Origin of the sequence: Pseudoalteromonas rubra (genome assembly GCF_004212645.1) — a bacterium.
GTDB lineage: Bacteria > Pseudomonadota > Gammaproteobacteria > Enterobacterales > Alteromonadaceae > Pseudoalteromonas > Pseudoalteromonas rubra_G.
The window spans coordinates 90,242-111,719 of sequence record NZ_PPUZ01000024.1 but is presented as its reverse complement, the minus strand read 5'-3'; the positions used below and the strand labels follow the sequence as shown (position 1 = coordinate 111,719).

Annotated in this window: 23 protein-coding genes; 10 read left to right on the top strand and 13 right to left on the bottom strand. The window is 49.1% G+C overall.

The features are described from left to right. Positions 1 to 20: 20 nt before the first annotated feature. The 7 genes from trmB to rph form a co-directional block, all read right to left on the bottom strand. Positions 21 to 686, bottom strand: a complete 666-nt coding sequence (gene trmB, locus C3B51_RS09690) for a tRNA (guanine(46)-N(7))-methyltransferase TrmB (protein ID WP_125780999.1) — start codon at positions 684 to 686, stop codon at positions 21 to 23. 110 nt (positions 687 to 796) lie between these two features. Beyond that, complete coding sequence (locus tag C3B51_RS09685; RefSeq protein ID WP_130244921.1) at positions 797 to 1,564, bottom strand: ABC transporter permease; 768 nt, start codon at positions 1,562 to 1,564, stop codon at positions 797 to 799. 2 nt (positions 1,565 to 1,566) lie between these two features. Next, positions 1,567 to 2,487 (bottom strand): ABC transporter ATP-binding protein, encoded by a 921-nt coding sequence (locus C3B51_RS09680; RefSeq protein ID WP_130244908.1) that lies wholly within the window; start codon positions 2,485 to 2,487, stop codon positions 1,567 to 1,569. Between the two features lie 88 nt (positions 2,488 to 2,575). After that, positions 2,576 to 3,193: a flavin prenyltransferase UbiX gene (locus C3B51_RS09675; protein WP_130244907.1), complete on the bottom strand. Its 618-nt coding sequence runs from the start codon at positions 3,191 to 3,193 to the stop codon at positions 2,576 to 2,578. A gap of 4 nt (positions 3,194 to 3,197) precedes the next feature. After that, a complete protein-coding gene (mpl, locus tag C3B51_RS09670; RefSeq protein ID WP_130244906.1) occupies positions 3,198 to 4,547 on the bottom strand; it encodes a UDP-N-acetylmuramate:L-alanyl-gamma-D-glutamyl-meso-diaminopimelate ligase in 1,350 nt (449 codons plus the stop codon). A gap of 192 nt (positions 4,548 to 4,739) precedes the next feature. Beyond that, entirely contained in the window at positions 4,740 to 5,384 is a 645-nt protein-coding gene (pyrE, locus tag C3B51_RS09665) for an orotate phosphoribosyltransferase (RefSeq protein WP_046006213.1), read from the bottom strand. 25 nt (positions 5,385 to 5,409) lie between these two features. Beyond that, complete coding sequence (gene rph / locus C3B51_RS09660) at positions 5,410 to 6,123, bottom strand: ribonuclease PH (RefSeq protein WP_010383487.1); 714 nt, start codon at positions 6,121 to 6,123, stop codon at positions 5,410 to 5,412. 225 nt (positions 6,124 to 6,348) lie between these two features. Between rph and C3B51_RS09655 the strand changes: the two genes are divergently transcribed. Next, complete coding sequence (locus C3B51_RS09655) at positions 6,349 to 7,209, top strand: YicC/YloC family endoribonuclease (protein WP_130244905.1); 861 nt, start codon at positions 6,349 to 6,351, stop codon at positions 7,207 to 7,209. 133 nt (positions 7,210 to 7,342) lie between these two features. Here C3B51_RS09655 and C3B51_RS09650 read toward each other — a convergent pair whose 3' ends face one another. Further along, on the bottom strand, positions 7,343 to 7,804 hold the full coding sequence (locus tag C3B51_RS09650) for a hypothetical protein (protein ID WP_130244904.1): 462 nt from the start codon (positions 7,802 to 7,804) through the stop codon (positions 7,343 to 7,345). Positions 7,805 to 8,121: 317 nt separating this feature from the next. Here C3B51_RS09650 and C3B51_RS09645 point away from each other — a divergent pair, with 317 nt between their 5' ends. Then, entirely contained in the window at positions 8,122 to 8,724 is a 603-nt protein-coding gene (locus C3B51_RS09645) for a DUF4377 domain-containing protein (protein WP_165389135.1), read from the top strand. A gap of 118 nt (positions 8,725 to 8,842) precedes the next feature. On the opposite strand, the gene C3B51_RS09640 is transcribed toward C3B51_RS09645, so the two are convergent. The 4 genes from C3B51_RS09640 to C3B51_RS09625 form a co-directional block, all read right to left on the bottom strand. Continuing rightward, complete coding sequence (locus tag C3B51_RS09640; protein WP_130244902.1) at positions 8,843 to 9,598, bottom strand: hypothetical protein; 756 nt, start codon at positions 9,596 to 9,598, stop codon at positions 8,843 to 8,845. Then, positions 9,595 to 10,467: an ABC transporter ATP-binding protein gene (locus tag C3B51_RS09635; protein WP_130244901.1), complete on the bottom strand. Its 873-nt coding sequence runs from the start codon at positions 10,465 to 10,467 to the stop codon at positions 9,595 to 9,597. The genes C3B51_RS09640 and C3B51_RS09635 overlap by 4 nt, the downstream gene beginning before the upstream one ends. Before the next feature lie 511 nt (positions 10,468 to 10,978). Next, complete coding sequence (locus C3B51_RS09630; protein ID WP_130244900.1) at positions 10,979 to 11,515, bottom strand: hypothetical protein; 537 nt, start codon at positions 11,513 to 11,515, stop codon at positions 10,979 to 10,981. Between the two features lie 3 nt (positions 11,516 to 11,518). Further along, positions 11,519 to 11,812 (bottom strand): helix-turn-helix transcriptional regulator, encoded by a 294-nt coding sequence (locus tag C3B51_RS09625; RefSeq protein WP_046006275.1) that lies wholly within the window; start codon positions 11,810 to 11,812, stop codon positions 11,519 to 11,521. A 304-nt stretch (positions 11,813 to 12,116) separates the two neighbouring features. Between C3B51_RS09625 and C3B51_RS09620 the strand changes: the two genes are divergently transcribed. From C3B51_RS09620 to C3B51_RS09595, 6 genes are all read left to right on the top strand, one after another. Continuing rightward, positions 12,117 to 13,289: a MerR family transcriptional regulator gene (locus C3B51_RS09620; RefSeq protein WP_130244920.1), complete on the top strand. Its 1,173-nt coding sequence runs from the start codon at positions 12,117 to 12,119 to the stop codon at positions 13,287 to 13,289. A gap of 110 nt (positions 13,290 to 13,399) precedes the next feature. Then, complete coding sequence (gmk, locus tag C3B51_RS09615; protein WP_125717114.1) at positions 13,400 to 14,023, top strand: guanylate kinase; 624 nt, start codon at positions 13,400 to 13,402, stop codon at positions 14,021 to 14,023. Between the two features lie 164 nt (positions 14,024 to 14,187). Further along, entirely contained in the window at positions 14,188 to 14,463 is a 276-nt protein-coding gene (rpoZ, locus tag C3B51_RS09610; RefSeq protein ID WP_046006224.1) for a DNA-directed RNA polymerase subunit omega, read from the top strand. Positions 14,464 to 14,703: 240 nt separating this feature from the next. Beyond that, positions 14,704 to 16,806 carry a bifunctional GTP diphosphokinase/guanosine-3',5'-bis pyrophosphate 3'-pyrophosphohydrolase gene (gene spoT / locus C3B51_RS09605; protein ID WP_046006225.1) on the top strand — a complete coding sequence of 701 codons (2,103 nt, stop codon included), beginning with the start codon at positions 14,704 to 14,706 and terminating at the stop codon, positions 16,804 to 16,806. A 10-nt stretch (positions 16,807 to 16,816) separates the two neighbouring features. Then, positions 16,817 to 17,209, top strand: a complete 393-nt coding sequence (locus C3B51_RS09600) for a RidA family protein (protein ID WP_130244899.1) — start codon at positions 16,817 to 16,819, stop codon at positions 17,207 to 17,209. Positions 17,210 to 17,439: 230 nt separating this feature from the next. Further along, a complete protein-coding gene (locus C3B51_RS09595; RefSeq protein WP_130244898.1) occupies positions 17,440 to 19,050 on the top strand; it encodes a DUF342 domain-containing protein in 1,611 nt (536 codons plus the stop codon). Between the two features lie 42 nt (positions 19,051 to 19,092). Here the strand turns inward: C3B51_RS09595 and asnA are convergent, their stop codons facing one another. Further along, a complete protein-coding gene (gene asnA, locus C3B51_RS09590) occupies positions 19,093 to 20,088 on the bottom strand; it encodes an aspartate--ammonia ligase (RefSeq protein WP_130244897.1) in 996 nt (331 codons plus the stop codon). A gap of 179 nt (positions 20,089 to 20,267) precedes the next feature. Between asnA and asnC the strand changes: the two genes are divergently transcribed. Together asnC and trmH are read left to right on the top strand one after the other, a co-directional pair. Further along, on the top strand, positions 20,268 to 20,726 hold the full coding sequence (gene asnC / locus C3B51_RS09585) for a transcriptional regulator AsnC (RefSeq protein ID WP_130244896.1): 459 nt from the start codon (positions 20,268 to 20,270) through the stop codon (positions 20,724 to 20,726). A gap of 53 nt (positions 20,727 to 20,779) precedes the next feature. Next, complete coding sequence (gene trmH, locus C3B51_RS09580; protein WP_046006228.1) at positions 20,780 to 21,478, top strand: tRNA (guanosine(18)-2'-O)-methyltransferase TrmH; 699 nt, start codon at positions 20,780 to 20,782, stop codon at positions 21,476 to 21,478.

The following is a 21,478-nucleotide window of genomic DNA, read 5'->3' as shown; positions in this document are numbered from 1 at the left end:
ACGCACCGGTGATGCTGCACCTATAACTGAGCAATCAAGCGGGTGCTTTGTTGACCGCTGGCCCAGTACTTACGCTCAAACGGGGTCATTGCTGTATCACTTTCATAGGCACTGATCTGGGCCTTTTTACCAGCCAGTTCCAGACTGCGGGCAAACTCCTCAACATAAGTTGACCAGTTACTGCGTAACTCCAGTCGGCCACCCAGCTCCACGATATAAGGGAACACCGCCGCACCATGCCAGCGCCTTTGCAGGTGTTTGGCTTTCGGCCAAGGGTTGGGGTAGAGCAAATAATGGTGCGTAGGCTGCCAGTTGGCCTCACAGGCCAGACGCCAGAAGTCATTCAGATCCGCCTGCACCAGAATATACTGACCAGACTCCGTCTGTTTGTATTCAATATCATGCTTTTCAAGGCGGTGCTCTGACTTATCAATACCAATGACCAGCGCATCCGGGTGCAGTTTTGCCAGATTTGCCGTACTCTCACCTACCCCACAGCAGGAGTCCAGAATAATAGGGCCATCGAATGCCTGCACTTTTTCATTCACCTGCTCAAAAGCCTGTTGAGTATGGGCCGCAATGGGCTTTTTGAATGGTGTGTTGAGGTGTTTCTGGACCACTTCGTCTAACTTTTCGTGGAGCCCAGCCTGATTACTGGTGATGCTTCTGGAATTTGCGTCTGACATAACAGCGTATCAATGTTCATAGTCTGAAAAAAATAATGGCACTATTTTATCTCAGTCCGCCCGATTAAGTAAGCGGTAGTGTGGCAGAGCAACCTCTGCCACCTTTCAGATCAATGACGTAAACCAACGCCGCGCTTGATCAGGTTCAGCGCCACTGCAAACAGCACGCTGATAAAGCCAATCAACACGCCAAAGGCCAGTGTGATATTGACATCAGACACCCCCAGGAAGCCATAGCGGAAGGCATTTACCATGTAGATAATCGGGTTGACCTGAGACACGCCCTGCCAGAACTCAGGCAACAAAGTGATAGAGTAAAACACCCCGCCCAGATAAGTCAGTGGTGTCAGCACAAAGGTCGGAATAATACTGATGTCATCAAAGCTATTGGCAAACACAGCATTGATCAAACCACCCAGCGCAAAGACTGCCGAGGTCAGTAATACCGTTAGTACTATCACCGCCAGATTGTGAATTTGAATATCCACAAACAGCAAACTAACCAAAGTAACTATCAACCCCACCAGCATGCCACGGGCCATACCGCCGCCCATATAACCCAACACAATAATGTAGTTAGGCACCGGGGCCACTAGCAACTCTTCGATGCTTTTCTGAAACTTAGTAGAATAAAAGCTCGATGCCACATTGGAATACGAATTGGTGATCACCGACATCATAATAAGACCCGGCACAATGAACTCCATATAGCTAAACCCACCCATTTCACCAATGCGAGAGCCGATCAGAGAACCAAATATCACAAAGTATAAGGTCATGGTGATAGCTGGTGGCACCAGGGTTTGCACCCAAATGCGCAAGAAGCGGATACATTCTTTGATCCAGATACTTTTCAGTGCTACGCCGTAGTTTAAGATTTTCATTCGCTGCGCCCCTGTTCCAGTAATCCGACAAACAACTCTTCCAGGCGGTTTGCCTTATTTCGCATACTCAGCACCGTATTGCCCTGCTCATTGAGCTGGGTAAACACCCCGTTCAGACCCTGAGACTTAGCCACTTCGACTTCCAGCGTGTGGTCATCCGTCAGCGTATACTCATAGCCCTCTAGTTTTACCGGGTTGATGGGCGCTTTAAGGTCTAGCACAAAAGTTTCTTTGTCCAGCTTGGCCAGCAAGGCTTTAATGGTCGTGTGTTCGACGATTTTGCCCTGATCGATAATGGCAATATTACGACACAGCAGCTCAGCTTCTTCCAGATAATGGGTGGTCAGGATAATGGTGATCCCCTGCGCGTTGATCTCGCGCAGGAAGTCCCACATAGAGCGGCGCAGCTCGATATCTACCCCGGCTGTGGGTTCATCCAAAATCAGCAGCTTTGGCTCATGCATTAAAGCACGGGCAATCATCAGGCGACGTTTCATACCGCCCGATAAGGTGCGGGCTTGCTTGTCTTTTTTATCCAGCAAGCCCAGTTGCTTCAGGTATTTTTCGGCGCGTTCATGGGCCAGCGCACGCGGCACACCATAATAGCCGGCCTGATTGACCAAAATCTGATTGAGGGTTTCAAACTGGTTAAAGTTGAACTCCTGCGGCACCAGGCCAAGGTGAGACTTGGCCGCTTCCAGATCGGTATCTATGCTCTGGCCAAAAACTTCAACCTGACCCGCCGTTTTGTTTACCAAAGAAGAAATAACCCCTATGGTAGTCGACTTACCCGCACCATTTGGGCCCAGCAACGCGAAAAAATCGCCCTGCTCAACCTGTAAATCAATCCCTTTAACGGCTTCAAGGCCGTTACTGTAGACCTTACGCAGGCCAGATATGCTTAATGCCTTTGTCATCTTATTGTTTTTCCTCACATCCCCATGTTGTTGTTTTCACTTGTTTGTATCAATACGCTGTTTAACCGAGCAGCTTCACGGCTTAGCGTCAGTCGCCATAGCCCCAGCGTTTCGCCAGCTGATGCTCTATGCCTAAGTGGTCTAAAATGCGCGCTACCATAAAATCGACGAGATCCTCGATACTTTGCGGCTGGTGATAAAACCCGGGTGCCGCCGGCATAATAGTGACCCCAAGGCGGCTCAGCTTAAGCATATTTTCCAGGTGAATGGCACTGAACGGCGTTTCTCTGGGCACCAAGATCAGCTCACCGCGTTCTTTGATCACCACATCGGCCGCACGCTCCAACAGGTTGTCGGATGCGCCCATGGCAATCGCCGACACGCTGCCTGCGCTGCACGGACAGACCACCATTTTCTTCGGCGCCGCAGAGCCCGACGCCACAGGACTGAACCAGTTGTCTTTACCAAACACCTGAATTTGCCCAGCCTTGGCCTGATAGAGCTCACTGAGCTGTGCTGTGGCCTTGTCTTCGTTGCCCGACAATTTGATGTTAGATTCGGTGTCCAGCACCACTCGCGCCGCACTGGAGATCAGCACATAAACCTGATAATCCAGCGCCACCAGCACTTCGAGTAAACGCAAACCATATGGCGCGCCCGATGCGCCGCTGAATGCCAGCGTAATGGCTGGCTTAAATTGTGACATAACTTTATGACCTCTTTTCGCGCAGTGCACTTAACACTGCGGTATGGATCCCATTAAACCCACCGTTGCTCATGATCAGGACATGCTCACCCGGTTTTGCTTTGGCCGCCACCGCCGCGACGATGTCATCGGTGTTGTGATAGCACTCATAGCCTGCCTGCCTAGCAGCCTCTTGCAGTGACCAGCTCAGATTGGGTGGCTCAAACAGCATCACCTCATCGGCTGCTGCCAGTGAATCCATCAGGGTTTGCTGATGAACACCCATTTTCATGGTGTTAGAGCGCGGCTCAAGAATAGCGGTGATACGGGCATCGCCTACTTTGGCGCGCAATCCTGCCAAAGTGGTTTCAATGGCCGTGGGGTGATGTGCGAAATCGTCATACACACACACGCCGTTTACCTCTCCCAGCAATTCCATGCGTCGCTTGGGCGAGATAAATTCACCGAGCGCCTCAATACTGACGGACACAGGAATACCCACATGACGCGCAGCCGCAATCGCCATCACGGCATTTTTGACGTTATGTTCACCAATGGCCTGCCAGCTCACGGTGCCCTGACTTTCGTTGTTCAGTAACACCTCAAACTCGCTGCCATCGGCTTTACACAGGCGGTAATCCCAGTCGCCACCGAGGGTTTCTTGCTGGCTCCAGAAGCCTTTGTCTATCACTTCGCACAGGGGTTTATCCGCTGCCGGGTAAATTGCTTTCCCCTGCGCAGGTAAGGTACGAAGCAAATGGTGAAACTGGGTCTGAATTGCGGCCAGATCGGCAAAAATATCGGCATGATCGAATTCCAGGTTATTCATAATCAAGGTGCGCGGCAGGTAATGAACAAACTTACTGCGCTTATCAAAAAACGCCGTGTCGTATTCATCGGCCTCAATAACAAAAAACGGGGTATCACTGGTGCGTGCCGACACGCCAAAGTTTTGCACTATACCACCGATCAGAAAGCCTGGCCGCAGCCCTGCATATTCCAGCAACCAGGCCAGCATACTGGCGGTGGTGGTTTTACCATGCGTACCAGCTACCGCCAGCACCCAGCTGTTTTGCAGCACGTGATGTTTTAGCCACTCGGGGCCTGAAGTGTAAGGCAAGCCACGCTCAAGTACATATTCTACACAGGCGTTCCCCCGGCTCATGGCATTGCCAATCACCACCATATCGGGTGCCGGGTCCAGCTGGGCCGGATCATAGCCCTGGGTTAATTCAATGCCAAGCGACTCCAGCTGAGTGCTCATAGGTGGATAAACGTTTTGATCGGATCCCGTTACCTTGTGGCCCAGCGACTTCGCAATGGCCGCAATGCCACCCATAAAGGTGCCGCAGATCCCAAGAATGTGAATATGCATGATTTAATTAACTAATTAGCTGACTAACCCGCTTAGGTTATCATACTCGTCTGAACCTTGGCTGGTTTTGTGAGCGGATCTCTACAAAACACTTTTGCAGCTGGTACAAAGTCGCCACCACAGGTATAAAAAAACCGGCTTAAGTGCATCACCTAAGCCGGTTTTTAAATACAATTTTAACGAGCTACTTAATTAAGCAACACCGTACTGGTCACGATACGCTTTAACCGCTTCCAGGTGCTCGGCCATATCACCTTGCTGCTCAAGGTAAGTGATTAGGTCAGCCAGTTTCACGATAGATACCACAGCGGTATTAAAGTCGCGCTCAACTTCCTGAATGGCAGACAACTCACCTTTGCCTTTTTCCTGACGATCCAGGGCAATCAGCACACCAGCCAGATCGGCTTCATTGGCTGCAATGATCTCCATCGACTCACGGATAGCCGTGCCTGCCGTGATCACATCATCCACCAGCATGATACGACCCGCCAGCTCAGAGCCTACCAGGTTACCACCTTCACCGTGCTGCTTTTTCTCTTTACGGTTAAAGCAGTAAGGGACGTCTTTATCGTAATGATCCGCCAGTGCCACAGCGGTCGTAGTTGCAATCGGAATACCTTTATACGCTGGGCCAAACAGCACATCGTAGGCAATGCCAGCATCTTCCAGTGCAGCGGCATAAAAACGCCCTAAACGCGCCAGGTCGCGACCAGTATTGAACAGGCCCGCATTGAAGAAATAAGGGCTGGTACGGCCAGATTTAAGCGTAAATTCACCAAACTTAAGCACCTGCTTTTGCAGGGCAAATTCAATAAAGTCTTTTTGATACTGTTTCATACGATACCTTCTTATTTACTTATGCTTATGCCAGCGCCTGTTTTTGCAGGTCAATGATCTCACGGATTGAATGCTTAGCCAGTGCCAGCAGCTCATCCAGCTCTTCAAATGAGAAAGGTTCGCCCTCGGCTGTACCCTGCACTTCAATCAGTTTGCCGGTTTCGGTCATGATCACGTTCATGTCGGTTTCGGCTTCTGAGTCTTCCAGATATTCCAGATCGGTAATGGCTTCGCCGTTGTAAACGCCCACAGAAATAGCCGCAATCATAAACTTAAGCGGATTCGCGTTGATCATGCCCTTGGCACGCATGTGTGTCAGCGCATCAACCAAAGCAACACAAGCACCGCTGATAGACGCAGTACGTGTACCACCGTCGGCCTGCAGGACATCACAGTCGATAGTAATGGTGTTTTCACCCAGCGCACTCAGGTCAACCGCGGCACGCAATGCACGGGCGATCAGACGTTGGATCTCCATGGTACGGCCGCCCTGCTTGCCTTTTGCCGCTTCACGGCCATTACGCGTATGAGTAGAACGCGGAAGCATCCCGTATTCTGCAGTGATCCAGCCTTTGCCCTGGCCTTTCATAAAACGCGGTACACCCGCTTCAACCGTGGCAGTACACAACACCTTAGTGTTGCCGAACTCTACCAGCACCGAGCCCTCGGCATGCATAGTATAGTTACGTGTAAAAGTTACCGGTCTGATTTGATTTGCAGTTCTTTCGCTTGGACGCATCCACCTTCCCCTATCATCAAAGTTTCGCGATATTATAAAGGGTTCCCAGGCGCTATGCCATGCGGATCGCGAATAATTCACACCCAGCCACTAGAGCTGGCCGATGTTTCAGCTATAATGGCGGAGTTTCGTTCATGGCGATGTGTGTGTTCAGCAACGACAGCGCTGACCCTTAGGTCACCACATGCAGACACGCCACAACCTTAAATTAGATTAGGAACTTATATGATCCATAGTATGACCGCTTATGCCCGTAAAGAGATCAAGGGCGACTGGGGCACCGGTGTGTGGGAGATCCGCTCCGTAAACCAACGCTATCTTGAAACCTTTATCCGCGCACCGGAGCAATTCCGTGGCCTGGAGCCGGTTATTCGCGAGCGCCTGCGCAAACACTTACAGCGCGGTAAAGTGGAAGTATTTTTAAAGTTCACCGCCAACCCGGCGCACGTAGGTCAGCTGTCGATCAACGAAACCCTGAGCAAGCAGCTGATTGAAAACGCCAAGTGGGTGCAGTCGCACAGCGGTGGCGAGATCAATCCAACAGACATCCTGCGCTGGCCAGGCGTCATGGAAGCCGAAGAAGTGGATCTGGACACAGTGAATAGCGAGTTGTTAAAAGGCTTTGATGCGCTGGTTGAAGATTTTAAAGCGGCACGCGCAAGCGAAGGTAACAACCTGGAAACTATGATCACTACCCGCCTGGACAGTATTCTGGAGCAGGTAGCCATCGTCGAAGGCCACATGCCTGAAGTTGCCAAATGGCAGCGTGAGAAACTCACCGCTAAGCTGGAAGACCTGAAAGCCGAAATCGACGAGAACCGCCTGGAGCAGGAACTTATCTACCTGGCGCAAAAGCAGGACGTGGCAGAAGAACTCGACCGCCTCAAGTCACACGTTAAAGAAACCCATAAGATCCTGAAAAAAGGCGGTGCCTGTGGCCGACGCCTGGACTTTATGATGCAAGAGTTCAACCGCGAGTCTAACACTCTGGCGTCTAAATCCATCAATACCGAGATCACCAACGCCGCAGTTGAATTAAAAGTACTGATTGAGCAAATGCGCGAGCAGATCCAGAATATTGAGTGATTAAAACTAAACTCGTTTAAAAGCCCCAACTGTTGGGGCTTTTTTATGCTTAAGCTAGTGCCAGAGCAGAGTCTTGCGACAGGTTTTCAGTATCCGCCATTCACAATGGCCTGAATCCCCAAGCATATCGCCATCAGGCCTGGGAGTAAAACCGCCCTGCACCGCCAAACTGATAGGCTTGCAGCGTATCAAGCAGGTTTTGCGAGAATTGAACTTCAGACGCAGAGGCACCACTGGCTTTTGCCGTAGCAACACGCGCTTTTTGCATGGCAATCACATCGACTTTGTCGTTTTCTGCTTTGGATAATGCACTCAGAGAAACTTGTCCGTCTCCCTGATTTAGCCCTGTTTTTGTCGCGGTATAGTGTAATGACAAAGAGGCGTGTTGCCCCAAAGTAAGTACACCCTCGTCATACAAAGTTTTTGATGCATCAGACAGCTCCTTCAACGTCATACTGGTAAAATCAAATTTATCACTATCCTTATTGCCTGCTGTCATCTCAGATGGCGGCAAGGTCTTGCCGGCTTTTTCACCACTTTGAATCGGTTGTGCCTGATACAGGCTTTGTACACTTACCTGGCTTTGAACCTTCATTCACTAAATCCTTTTTAGTTATCACCCACTCTGCGCAGCAAACTTTATGCCTGAAGTTGCCTATCGCACACAACCCCATAGCTCCCTCTCTCGACTATCTTTACCATACTAAGGTAGAAGTTCAGATATCATCTGCTCCACCTGGTGGAGTTCAAAATAATGTGTGCCTGCAGAATGACTAAGGATCATCCCGGCCTGGCAGGAAGTGACAGCTTTACATGCTGCTTTTTTATTCGATTTAGATAGTCACACCAATTGAAACACAACAGGGGTACAGTTAACATCATCGTGTAGTCAAATAAACAAGGAATATGGACATGACAAAAATGACATTACTCAGCAGGCAAGCTCTCATCTCCAGCGTAGCGGTGCTTTATCTCGCAGGTTGTGGCTCATCAGACTCCAGCGCTGCACCATCGTTACAGAATAACAATGAGCGTGCAGAAACAAAAACACAAGTTTGGAACATTGATGCTTACGCTCAACATTGTACCGGAGTGGCACAACAATTATGTCTCAGGGTCAAACCCTCTGATGAGGAAAGCTATTCATTGCATTATGGCTTGATTGAAGGGTTTGAATATCAATGGGGCCACCATTACCAACTAGAGGTGACAGAGTCTGACGTCAATAATGCGCCTGCCGACGCTTCAACCAAAAAGGTGCAACTCAAAGCCATTAGCTCGGTAAAAGAAGATAGTATTGGGACTGAATATATTCTGTCAGATGTAAATTTACAGCCAGACACACTGGTGTATGATGACAAAGAGCAAGGCTATCGTTTCTTGGGTAAACCTTTCAGCTGCACCGAATATGTAGACTGTGATCATTTATATTCTATGCGAGAAACAGGTGCCAAAGTAAACCTAACCTTCCGTTACGAAGGTAACGCCAATATCGCTCTGCTCAACTGGAATTAATAGCTGCGGCATCTACATTAGTCGATGCCACATGCGCGTACAAAACGAAGATGTGCAGGTCTATCTGGCAGAGCAAAACGCCCAGTAAACTTGGGCTATTTTGCGCTGGCTTTACCTGTTAAAGCTGAGTGACCACATCCCGGCGTTTAGCCTGTTTATACATAAAGTGGAAAAACAGCGAACTCAGCATAAATAAAATGACACCGGGCAGGCTTGCGAGCACCACCTGGCTTGCTTCGACAGGTATGCCACTGGCCAAAGATCTGAGTAAATACATAGAGCCACTGACAGGGATGTAGAGGCTTAGCTCGCTTTCTATTGGCACCAAAAATACCATTATCAGAAGCAGCTGGACAAAAGCAACAAAGGTACTCATCTGCTTATTTACCAGAGCAATGGCGCCTAACAGGTAAGACACTGCAAACCCTGCAACAACTATCTGCAAAAAGACCCACAGCATCATAGGATGAAAGGTCACTTGCAGGTCAAAATACAAATGGATAAATACAAACCCAACACCCACAACCAGCAACTGATACAGCACCAGCACCACTTTGCGTGCCAGCAATACACTAAATAAGGTTGTCGCTGATGTTAAAATATGTGGCAGCGTGCCTAAATTGGCGCCCTCAACAACATCTTCAGCAGCAGTAGATGAAATTCCGACCGTCAGTGTCCACAAGTAATACCCCAATACCAAAGATTCCATCCGCTGCAATGATAACGCCCCGCCAGACAGATAAGAGGCGCCCGAAATAACCAGTATGAGAATGACAGCAGCAAAAACAATACTGGCATAAAAGTTCAGCGGGTATCGCTTTGAGGTCACCCACTTTCGGTGCAGCTCCAGTCCGAGCAAAGTAATAAAATTCATGATAAGTCTAACTCCCTGCGGATCAACCCTTCCAGACTGGCCTGATGCTTTTCAACGGTGACAATGTTAAATCGCGTGAGCAATGTCAGCATCTCATTAAGACTGCCCACGGCGGTGTCAAACCTGAGTGACTGCTCAGACAATCGCTCACACTGCATAGGGAGCACCTCAGGAAGCGGGTGTTGTGTTGTAATGGTGTACTGCTCAGCGCAAGTGTTAGCCAGTAAGGTTTGTGTATTGCCAAAGCGCACCACTTCCCCTTTATTAAGCAGCAATGAATAATTACCAAGTCGCTGCGCCGTATCCATCTGGTGCGTCGCTATCAGGACAATGGTGCCTGTCTCTTTGACTTGTTCAATACATAGTTCAAACTCTTTCTGACTCTCAATATCCAACCCCAGAGTTGGCTCATCAAGCAGCAAGACCTTAGGGCTGGAGATCAATGAAAGGCACAATGCGAGGCGCTGCTGCATACCTCTGGACAGCAGTTGCACCTGCTGCTCGGCTTTGTCTGATAAGTTGAACTTATGAAGAAGTTGCTGCGCTGTGTCTTTTGCAACCCGCCGTGATAATCCCTTTAAAACGCCAAAATAGCGAAGGTTTTCAAATGCCGTCAATTTGGGGTAAAACGCCCTGGAGGAGTCAAATACAAACCCGATATCATGCGCCTGCAACTTTTTGTCCGGGCCAAAACACACACTGCCCTGATAGTCGTGAGATAAGCCTGCCAGTATTTTAAACAAGGTGGTTTTGCCAGCGCCATTAGGGCCTAAAATGGTTAATACCGTACCCGGCTCTACTGAAAAAGACACCTGCCTGAGCGCACAGTGGGCGCCATAGTACTTAGATAAATTGGTGATGGTTAGCATACTTCACTCATCCCAGCGTATTTGTTCAAAGCCTGCCGAGCCTGCTTTGTAGCCTACTACTGAAAGTATTTCTAATCGTTCATAAACGGTCTATAAAACAGGTTGTTAGCTGATTGTCCAGCACTTATCACAGGTCCAGGTGCGATTATGTATTTCTTCATAAAAAAAGCGCTGAACGCGCTTTTTGTTTTAGCAATTTAGCTGGCTTTAGCCGCCACAGTTTTTTGGCAGAACAGGATGCACAGCCTGAGCACGATCAGGGACATCAGGGCTACTAATACCGCCACCTCCAACCGCTTTTCTTAAGTCATCTTTCGACAATCGTTTCATGGTTTAAAACCCTCCTTAATTGATTCAAGAAGTTAACTAAGCTAACTTCTTGACACCTAAAATTTTACTCCTTACAAAAACACGACTCAAAAAAGCATGCTTGACCTCAATCTTCATTTTTCCCACATAAGAGCATTAGCTGCTTTAATGTCTCAGTGCTGACTGTGTATAAAATGAAAACTCAGCTAGCGCCTTCATGATTAAACTCACTATCCCTTACCGGGGCATTAATAGCAAATACCAGCAAAGCAAGGCTCAAAATCACATGGATTGCTAACATAATATTGTCTCGTAAATAGAGTTTAAAAGGTACAGAGTCAATCAGATAGCTCTTGTAAGCCAGTATTTCTATCCATGTAATAAAATTAACGACACACATCAAAGCGAGTAATAGAAGAATACAACACTCTTGTATGGATAAAGTTTGGCGTTTATAGACAGTAAGAAAGTACTCAAAGCCCAACCATGTATACAGTTTATACGCAAAACTTCTTCTATAGACTATGGGGATAAGAAACATCAAGCTCACGAAGATATCCGCGATATAATAGTGCGTAGTCCATTGCAACGTAATTGGTAAAGTCGCCAATTCAAACGTTTCAAAAAGACCATAAGTCAATAGAAACCATCTCGCTGTGGCGATGTTCCAACAAAGAATCAAACCCAACAAAATCATTGCAATAGGGGCGTATTCCATAACCGCATATATTTCACTCATGGATCACTCCTTTTCCGGCTTTTCATCTGTTGAAGGACTTTGTTCTTCAAGGTCGGTTAACTTCAGTACGCCGGTCAGGTCTTTACCAAAAACCAGAAACAGTTCGAACATCTGAGCGTAACTCATATCGGTTTTGCCAGATTCGTAGTTACTGATGGTCGCCTGGTCAACACCCAGCCGCCTGGCCAGCTCTTGCTGGGACCAGCCTCTATGGTGTCTTAACTGACGAATTGAGCGCTGCACATAGCGCCTGAAATTCTCCACTTTGTGATTGCGCTTATCAGGACTGTTTTTCACGCGCATGCATCTCCCTATTTATTCCTGCAGCTAACCTAGCAAGCAAAACCACAAATAGCAACATTTTGGAAACAAAGTTAACATCAACACAAATCCTTTATGAATACTTTTATAAGCCTATTCGATAGCACTACTCGTGATATTGCCTCAGCTTGCTGTGCTTAAACTCACATCACACACTTTATCTGCAGTTAAATTTTGCTCCCGGCCATTGACCTGTCTATAACTTCATAGTTTATCGTTTTCATTCGTTACCGCCTGACAGGGTTTTACAAAGTCAGGCTGACAGGAGGAGCCGGATTTGATGTATCGAATTTCTGAGCTGGCGGCGCAGCTGGGTTTGTCGCGCTCTACTTTATTGTATTACGAAAAGCGCGGACTGCTCTGTGGCCGTCGCGCCAGTAATGGTTATCGACTATATAGCGAGCAGGACCTGCAAAAGGTGCGGCTGCTGCAACAGTTACAGGCTGGCGGGCTGACGCTGAGCGAGTGCAAGCAGGCGCTGGAGGCCAAACTAGACCGCACGGTACTGAGCCGCAGGCTCGCCGAGCTGGAAGCCGAGATAACACACAAGCAACAGGCGCTTAGCTTGTTGTCGGCGCTGCTTGGCCGTGGCTCGCTGCGCGACTGGCATACACAGGCCGACAAACTGGCACCCGATGCACATCGAAACTGGCTTGAACAACAAGGCTTTGATGAACAGCAAAGCCTCTATTTAAAATGGTTATCAAAAGACATGAACGAACACGATACTTATATGGCCGACTTTATGGCGGTCTTTCATCAGTTGGAACGCTGGGGACCGGGCAATGATGCCGATACGCGCAAGGCGTTAGCGCATGTTCCTTTTGCACCACAAAATGTGCTGGATATCGGCTGCGGTAAAGGCTTTGCCAGCGAGTTGTTCGCTCGTGAAACGCAGGCGCAGATCACAGCGGTGGATAACGAAGCTGAGGCAATCCAGAGTCTGGCACAGCGGCTACAACGTAAAGGACTGGATAAACGCGTCACGCCGCTGTGCGCCAGTATGACCGCACTGCCCTTTGCACCTGGCAGCTTTGATCTGCTCTGGGCCGAAAGCTCCGCTTATATCATGGGCTTTGCAGCAGCGCTGAATGCCTGGCGCCCGCTTCTGAGTTCAGCCGGTTGCTTAATGATCAGCGATCTGGTGTGGTTACAGGATGCGCCCTCAGAACAGGCGCGCTTATTCTGGCAACAGGAGTACCCTGATATGCAAGCCATTGCAGTGCGGCTGGCACAGATTGAACAGGTTGGCTTCGAGGTTCTGGCGCACTTTACGCTGAGTCAGCAGGCCTGGGCGGACTATTATGAACCGCTCAAAGCCGAAGTCACACGCCGCCTCAGCCACCAGCCCAACTCTTTGGCACTGCAGGATATGGCCCGGGAAATTGCCATCTATGAGCAGTATCTTGGCGAGTTCGGCTATCAGATGTTTGTGTTGCAACGCACGGATTGAGTATCCCGGTGCTGGTAAGTTAAACGATATGGCATTAAAATAACGCTTTTGGACAACCAGCGCTGTGCTTATGCGCACATCGCTGCATTGCAACCTGATAGGTCTGACGTATGCCACATCAAAATCGCGGTAATTTGTTTATTCTTTCAGCGCCTTCTGGTGCCGGAAAGTCAAGTTTGATTAAAGCCCTGCTGGAAAGACAAGATAAGGTCAGGGTCTCGGTGTCTCATACAACCCGTGCGCCTCGTCCGGGTGAGAATAACGGCGAGCACTATCACTTTGTCTCGGTCGATGAGTTTAAAACCTTAATCAATCAGAATGACTTTTTTGAATGGGCACAGGTATTCGACAACTACTATGGTACTTCGAAACAGGCGATTGAAGCCCAGTTAGCTGCCGGTATCGATGTATTCCTCGACATTGACTGGCAAGGTGCCCGTCAGGTGCGCGAGCTGATGCCTGAAGTAAAAACCATTTTTATTCTGCCACCTTCTAAACAGGCGCTGGAAGAGCGCCTTAATAGTCGAGGTCAGGATTCTCAGGAAGTCATAGCCTCGCGCATGGAGCAGGCTAAATCTGAGTGCTCACACTACAATGAATTTGACTACCTGCTGGTTAACGATGACTTTGATACCGCTTTAAATGAATTAGAGCATATTGTGGTGGCAGCGCGGCTGGAGCTGAAAAAGCAACAACTGAGCCAGCACGCGTTGATTGCAGAGTTATTGAAATAACCCGCTTTCATCGTACCCTGTATCGAGTTTAGGTCTGAGGCCTGCCCGCACGGCAACCCCAGACTCTGATGGCCCGATATTTTTTAACCATATACTTGGCGAATCCGGTGCTTTTTAGTAGACTAGCCCTTTGCTAAATGTATTGAATTTTTTGGAGTGCTTCGATGGCTCGCGTAACAGTAGAAGACGCAGTAGATAAAATTGGTAACCGTTTCGACCTAATTCTTGTTGCAGCGCGTCGCGCTCGTCAGATTGCAGTCGGTGGTAAAGACCCTATGGTTGAAGCTGAAAATGACAAGCCAACCGTAATCGCATTGCGCGAGATCGAAAAAGGCATGGTCACCAGCGATTCACTGGACATGATCGATCGCGAAGAGCAACAAACTCAGGAAGCTGCTGAGCTTGCTGCTGTTGCTGCAATTGTGGGTGGCAATCGCTAATCCACTGCGACCTGTATAACAATAACGCCAGCTTTTTTAGCTGGCGTTATTGTTTCTGCGTCACAGGCCGCTGAACACCTCATTTTCAGACTAATAAATTGGTTAGTCGATTGGCTTCGAAGTCAATTCATCGTATATTCAGTACTTAACTTATTATTAATACCAATCAAGCAACATAGCCTGAGCGCAGGATATGCTATTGCGTCATTGGTGTAACTTCGCTGGAACATTGGAGTGTGAATGTATCTGTTTGAAGGCTTAAAGAAAAAAATATCAGAGTATCTGCCACCCGAAGATGTGGAACTGGTGCAAAAAGCCTACGTGGTTGCCCGCGAAGCGCATGAAGGGCAAACCCGCTCCAGCGGCGAGCCTTATATTACCCACCCGGTTGAAGTCACGCAGATCCTGGCCAGTATGAAGCTGGACCATGAAACGCTGATGGCGGCCCTGATGCATGATGTGATTGAAGACACCGATTTCAGCCAAAAAGATCTGGCCGAGATCTTCGGCGATACCGTTGCCGAGCTGGTGGCCGGCGTCAGTAAGCTGGATAAACTCGACTTTAAAGACAAAAAAGAGTTCCAGGCCGAAAACTACCGCAAAATGATCATGGCCATGACCCAAGATATTCGGGTTATCCTGATCAAGCTGGCTGACCGCACGCACAATATGCGGACTCTGGGCTTTCTGCGCCCGGAAAAGCGCCGCCGGATAGCCCGTGAGACCCTGGAGATCTTTGCTCCCATCGCCAACCGCCTTGGTATTCACGATATTAAGAACGAGCTAGAAGATCTGGGCTTTGCGGCTTTATATCCAATGCGTCACAGAGCACTTAAATCAGAAGTTGCGAAAGCACGCGGTAACCGTAAAGAAGTGATCAGCAATATTCAGTCTGAGATTGAATCGCGCCTGGAAGAAGCTGGGATTGATGCCTCGGTCAGTGGCCGCGAGAAACATCTCTACAGCATTTACAAAAAAATGCTCAACAAAGAGCTGCTGTTCAACGAAGTGATGGACATTTATGCTTTTCGTATCAACGTCAACAGCATAGATACCTGCTATCGGGTATTGGGTGTGGCACACAACCTCTATAAACCCATCGAAACCCGCTTTAAAGATTATATCGCGGTACCCAAAACCAATGGTTATCAGTCTTTGCATACCTCCTTGGTGGGGCCGCACGGTATTCCGGTGGAGATCCAAATTCGTACCCACGATATGGATCATATGGCCGACAAAGGGGTGGCAGCGCACTGGATGTATAAAAAAGCCGGTGACAGCTCGGGTCACACCGCACAGCAACGCGCCAGACAGTGGATGCAAAGCCTGCTTGAGCTGCAGCAAAGCGCCGGCTCGTCGTTTGAGTTTGTTGAAAACGTTAAAACAGAGCTGTTCCCGGAAGAGATTTATGTCTTTACGCCGGATGGGCGGATCATTGAGTTACCTATGGGCGCCACGGCGGTCGACTTTGCCTATGCCGTTCACACCGACGTAGGAAACACCTGTGTTGGCGCACGCGTTAACCGCAAGCCTTACCCACTGAGTAAAGCGCTGGATACCGGCCAGACTGTTGAGATCATTACCAGTTCGGGCGCACACCCTAATGCCACCTGGCTCAACTTTATCGTCACGGGTAAAGCGCGTCTGGGCGTACGCAACTACCTTAAGAGTCAGCACCAGGAAGAATCTATCCTGCTGGGCCGACGCTTACTTGACTCCGCACTGGGTGAACATAAGCTGGACGATATTCCCACCGAGCAGATAGACAGAGTACTGGAAGAGCATGAGCTCAATACCGTACTGGAGCTGCTGGTAGAAATTGGCAACGGCAATATCATGAGTATGCTGGTGGCCAAACGCCTGCTGCAAGCCGATGATGCTATTGAGAGCCTGGCACAAAAAGCCAAAGCGCCTATTATTGGTACAGAGGGCATGCTGGTGACGTATGCCAAATGTTGTCGCCCGGTTCCGGGTGACGACATTACCGCTTACGTCAGTCAGGGTAAGGGCTTAATGGTCCACCGTCAGGAATGTAAAAACATCAAAGGCTGGCGCAATGAACGCGCTAAGTACTTTGTGGTAAAGTGGGAAGATAACCCCGAGAAAGAATACATCGCAGCACTGCGGGTTGAGATAATCAACCATCAGGGTGCGTTGGCCAAATTAACCAATGTGGTTGCAAGTACACAAGCCAATATTGTGGAGATAGCAACCGAAGAAAAAGAGAGCAACCTGTACGTGATAGACCTGGGTGTCACCGTTAAAGACAGGATCCATGTGGCGAATATTATGCGCCGGATCCGGGTGATGCCAGATGTACAACGTGTAACCAGGAAGCGATAAAGGAAAGACTATGAATAAAGCCATTATTTCAACCGATCAGGCGCCGGCGGCAATCGGCACCTACAGTCAGGCAGTTAAAGTCGGTACGGCGGTTTACCTTTCGGGGCAGATCCCTTTGGTGCCTGAAACAATGGAAGTAATCTCTGAAGATTTCGCAGAGCAAACACAACAGGTATTTAAAAACCTGACGGCCGTATGTAAAGAAGCAGGCGGCCAGCTACAGGACATGGTTAAGGTAAACATCTTCCTGACCGATCTGAGCAACTTTGCCACGGTGAATGAGATCATGAGCCAGCACTTTAAAACGCCTTACCCGGCACGTGCTGCCATTGGTGTTAAAGAGCTACCTAAGGGCGTACAAATTGAGATTGACGGCATCATGGAGCTGCCTTCAACCAACTAATACCCGTACCCAGGTTGTACAACTACCAAGCCCGCTTTATGCGGGCTTTTGCTTATCTGAGCGCCGATATTTCATCATCTTAACTTTGATCTTAAACACTTGACCGCATACTATTAATTTAGCAATCTGGTGATATGCAGAGCGCTTAGTGCGACTCTGAAATAGCCGCACTTTTTGGCAATTTGAGGTATTTGGCATCGTAGTAAGTGATAAGCAATAAGGATAAGCCTGTGTTTAAACTCGCAAAAAATGGCAATATATTGATGGACGTCGCCGCCGCGTCGCCCCCCAGTGCAGCGTTTGTGGTTGAAGCACTCGAGCGCTCACCTTATGCTGACTGCGCAATCGATCACGAGTCCATTGCTGCTTACTTTAAGCAAGATACCCCCGCAGCGCAGCTGATTGTGGGGCAGCAAAAAGATGCACACATAGAAGTGGCGCTCAGCGAAGACAAAATGCAGGCCATCGCCAGACTCACCACAGCTCAGGGTGGCAAGATGATCAGCCTTGAAGACGCCAAGCGTGCCATCGTGAAAGTGGGCGTAACCCGAGGCTATAAACAGGTCTACCTCGAAAACTTACTCAAGCAGCAGCTGGAATCCCCGCCGGGTAGTGAAGTCACCGGTATTGTCGCCCAAGGGCGGCCACCTGAAAATGGCACCCCGGCCAAGCTCATGCCGCATGTACAAACATTAAAAGAGCGCCTGAAACAACCTAAATTGCGTGAAGATGGCACAGTGGATATGCGCGACTTTGGCGCTCTGGCAAGCGTTGCGCCCGGCACCTTGCTGGTTACACAAAAGCCGGCAACCCCAGGTAAAGAAGGCTTTACAGTTACCGGCGACAGCATAGCGCCTAAACCCGGAGACAGCTTTCAGCTGGTGGCCGGTGAAGGCACCGAGATCTCCCCGACCAATCCGCTGCAACTGGTTTCGACCATCGCGGGCTGCCCGTCCGATATTCCCAATGGTATGCGGGTAGACGATATCTTTACCATTGCTGATGTTAATGTGCGCAGTGGCCATATTGAATTTAGCGGCAGTGTGCTGGTTACCCGCAATGTCGATCCGGGCATGAAAATAAAAGCCCATGGCGATATCACTGTAATGGGCACCGTAGAGTCGGGTGAGCTCATTTCGGATGGCAACATCGAAGTACGCGGTGGCGTGATTGGCCATTTGGATCACAGCAACGACGATCAGGGCCTGACCTGTCGCCTGATAGCCAAAGGCGATGTTCATATCACCCACGGTCAGTACACTTATCTCGAAGGCCAGAATGTCTTTATCCAAAAGCAAAGCAATCACTGCGATATCAAAGCGCGTAACCTGTTGCAGGTTGGTCTGGATGAATCGCCTAAAGGTAAGCTCATTGGCGGCACTATTTTTGATGCTAAGATGCTGGTGGCAGGCGAAGTGGGCAGCAGCTCAGGCGCAACCATGGCGATTTACCTGGCACGCAGTGGCATGGAGATCACCGAACGCACCGATCTGTGCCTGAAGGAGCTGAGCCAGACCGATGAGCAGATCAATAACCTGCAAAAAGCGGTCGAAAAAGCCGACCACGTAAAAGACGCCGAAAAGAAAAAAACCTTGCTGGCCAAAATCGGCGCGACACAACAACATTACTGCAAACAGGCCGAGGCACTGGAACATCAGTTGTCGGAACTAGATCATACCCTGCACGACTTGCTCGATAACACTCAGCTGGTCGTCAATACCTCTTTGCACTCGGGTGTCGAGATCCATATTTTCGACAAAGTGTATAAAACCACCCGAAGCTACCCCCCGTGCAGTGCCAGACTGATTGAAGGCAAAATCGAAATTGAATTTAAGATGTAAGGGAGCCCAACCGGGCTCCCTTACCGTGTGTTGCCATCGCGTCTAAAGTAACCCAGAAACTTCAGCTTTAATGCGCTCAGGCCACACACCAACCTGGACCTGACCAATATGTTGCTTTTGCAGTAACAGCATCACCAGACGAGACTGACCAATGCCGCCGCCAATGGTTTGTGGCAACGCCCCTGCCAGCAGGCTCTGATGCCAGTCCTGCTCCAGTCTTTGTTCATCCTGAGTCAGGCTAAGCTGACGCTGCAGGCTGTCCGGACATACCCGGATCCCCATGGACGAAATTTCAAACGCATCTTCCAGTACCGGGTTCCAGACCAGAATGTCACCGTTGAGGCCCTGGTACTGATCGCACGTGGGTGTCGACCAGTCGTCATAGTCCGGTGCTCTGACGTCATGGATTTTGCCATCACCCAGCTCGCCGCCAATCCCAATCAGAAATACCGCACCATACTCCTGAGCAATCGCTTTTTCTCTTTGTTTGGGCGTAAAATCCGGATACATGCGACGCAGCTCTTCACTGTGTACAAAGGTGATGTGCTGCGGCAAAAACGGCGTCAACCCGTACTCAGAGGCCAGTTGCTGCTCGGTTTCACGAATAGCGCTGTACAGAGTTTGAACCGTTTCTTTGAGTTTATCCAAAGAGCGCTCTGACTGCGCACAGATCACCTGCTCCCAGTCCCACTGATCAACGTACACAGAGTGGATCGGTGACAGCTTGTCTTCGTCCGGACGTAACGCCTTCATATGCGTATAGAGCCCCTGCCCTGCGCCGAAGCCATAATCGCCAAGTGTTTTACGCTTCCATTTTGCCAGTGAATGCACGACCTCAAAGTCGCTGTCACTCAAAGTTTTCACCTTCACCTTTACGGCTTTTTCGGTACCGCTGAGGTTATCCTGAATACCATCTCCTACTTTTGCCAGGATAGGTGCCTGGACTTCAATCAGGCCTAACTTGTCAGTCAGTTGTTGTGAAAAAAGTGCTTTTGCACGGGCTATTTGCTGTTGTGTTTGCAGATACTGTTGCAACATATAGGTTTCCTCATTCCCAATGGTGTTGAATAACGGTGCAGGCTTGCTGCGTTAAATCTATCCTCAACAAAAACGAGCAAAGATTCAATACTCCATAACAAAAACACCTTTACACTATTTTTTTCGCTAAAAATCCGCTTTAATAATTATCGAATCAATAATTGACGTGTGAAATATCCATGGAAAATTATCAAATCGATAATCTCGACCGTTCTATCCTTCATGCCTTAATGGACAATGCCAGAGCCCCCTATGCCGAACTGGCCAAACGCTTTGCCGTCAGTGCCGGGACCATTCATGTGCGGGTCGAAAAGATGAAACAAGCCGGTATTATCGTCGGCACCCGGGTCAGCATAGATGCCAAACAGCTGGGCTATGATGTCTGTTGTTTTATCGGCGTAAACCTCAAACATGCACGGGATTACCCGGCTACCATTGAGCAACTGGAAGGGTTTGAAGAAGTTGTAGAAGCCTATTACACCACAGGTAATTACAGCATTTTTATCAAAGTGATGGCGCGCTCTATCGATCACCTTCAGGATGTGCTGATCAACAAGATCCAAACCATAGAAGCAATTCAGTCAACCGAGACCCTGATCTCCTTGCAGGCACCAATCATGCGTGAAGTAATGCCTTAGGGAGGCGCTTTTTGTTATAATCGCGGCAATTTTGTAGTTAAGAGCTGTAATTGATGGAAGAAAACCGTTTTCAGCGCGTGAAGCGCATTTTGGATCAACGCCAGACTGATTTAACTGTGTGCCTGGACGAAGTCCACAAACACCACAATCTGTCGGCCATAGTGCGTACAGCCGATGCGGTCGGCTGCCATCATGTGCATGCGGTATGGCCGCAGGAACAAAGACGCCTGACCAATAACACCTCAGGTGGCAGTAAAAACTGGGTAGAAACCCATATGCACGACGACATAGATCAGGCCGTTGCCGCGATCCGTGCACAAAACCCGGGTATTCAGCTGCTGGCCACCAACCTCAGCGATACCGCCGTAGATTTTCGCGAGATTGATTATACTAAGCCAACCGCCGTCATTGTTGGACAGGAACGTTTGGGGATCTCAGACCGGGCACTGGAACATGCCGATCAGCATATCGTGATCCCAATGGCTGGTATGGTACAGTCTTTGAATGTCTCAGTGGCTGCAGCCTTGATCTTATATGAAGCACAACGTCAGCGTGAGGAAGCGGGGCTGTATCAGCGCAACGATATGCTCGACCCGGCAATCAAACATAAGCTATTGTTTGAAGGCTGTCACCCAATCATTGCTAATCGCTGCGTAGAAAAAGGCCTGCCCTACCCGGCGCTAGATGAAGTTGGGGAGATCGTTGCCGACGAGGCTTTCTGGAACACACTGAAGTTCAGTCAAAAAGGATAA

Excerpts from the sequence above, each read along its gene's own strand:
- trmB (WP_125780999.1), bottom strand. The coding sequence starts at position 686 with ATGTCAGACGCAAATTCCAGAAGCATCACCAGTAATCAGGCTGGGCTC.
- C3B51_RS09680 (WP_130244908.1), bottom strand. The coding sequence starts at position 2,487 with ATGACAAAGGCATTAAGCATATCTGGCCTGCGTAAGGTCTACAGTAAC.
- C3B51_RS09675 (WP_130244907.1), bottom strand. The coding sequence starts at position 3,193 with ATGTCACAATTTAAGCCAGCCATTACGCTGGCATTCAGCGGCGCATCG.
- mpl (WP_130244906.1), bottom strand. The coding sequence starts at position 4,547 with ATGCATATTCACATTCTTGGGATCTGCGGCACCTTTATGGGTGGCATT.
- pyrE (WP_046006213.1), bottom strand. The coding sequence starts at position 5,384 with ATGAAACAGTATCAAAAAGACTTTATTGAATTTGCCCTGCAAAAGCAG.
- rph (WP_010383487.1), bottom strand. The coding sequence starts at position 6,123 with ATGCGTCCAAGCGAAAGAACTGCAAATCAAATCAGACCGGTAACTTTT.
- C3B51_RS09655 (WP_130244905.1), top strand. The coding sequence starts at position 6,349 with ATGATCCATAGTATGACCGCTTATGCCCGTAAAGAGATCAAGGGCGAC.
- C3B51_RS09650 (WP_130244904.1), bottom strand. The coding sequence starts at position 7,804 with ATGAAGGTTCAAAGCCAGGTAAGTGTACAAAGCCTGTATCAGGCACAA.
- C3B51_RS09645 (WP_165389135.1), top strand. The coding sequence starts at position 8,122 with ATGACAAAAATGACATTACTCAGCAGGCAAGCTCTCATCTCCAGCGTA.
- C3B51_RS09640 (WP_130244902.1), bottom strand. The coding sequence starts at position 9,598 with ATGAATTTTATTACTTTGCTCGGACTGGAGCTGCACCGAAAGTGGGTG.
- C3B51_RS09635 (WP_130244901.1), bottom strand. The coding sequence starts at position 10,467 with ATGCTAACCATCACCAATTTATCTAAGTACTATGGCGCCCACTGTGCG.
- C3B51_RS09630 (WP_130244900.1), bottom strand. The coding sequence starts at position 11,515 with ATGAGTGAAATATATGCGGTTATGGAATACGCCCCTATTGCAATGATT.
- C3B51_RS09620 (WP_130244920.1), top strand. The coding sequence starts at position 12,117 with ATGTATCGAATTTCTGAGCTGGCGGCGCAGCTGGGTTTGTCGCGCTCT.
- gmk (WP_125717114.1), top strand. The coding sequence starts at position 13,400 with ATGCCACATCAAAATCGCGGTAATTTGTTTATTCTTTCAGCGCCTTCT.
- rpoZ (WP_046006224.1), top strand. The coding sequence starts at position 14,188 with ATGGCTCGCGTAACAGTAGAAGACGCAGTAGATAAAATTGGTAACCGT.
- spoT (WP_046006225.1), top strand. The coding sequence starts at position 14,704 with ATGTATCTGTTTGAAGGCTTAAAGAAAAAAATATCAGAGTATCTGCCA.
- C3B51_RS09600 (WP_130244899.1), top strand. The coding sequence starts at position 16,817 with ATGAATAAAGCCATTATTTCAACCGATCAGGCGCCGGCGGCAATCGGC.
- asnA (WP_130244897.1), bottom strand. The coding sequence starts at position 20,088 with ATGTTGCAACAGTATCTGCAAACACAACAGCAAATAGCCCGTGCAAAA.
- asnC (WP_130244896.1), top strand. The coding sequence starts at position 20,268 with ATGGAAAATTATCAAATCGATAATCTCGACCGTTCTATCCTTCATGCC.
- trmH (WP_046006228.1), top strand. The coding sequence starts at position 20,780 with ATGGAAGAAAACCGTTTTCAGCGCGTGAAGCGCATTTTGGATCAACGC.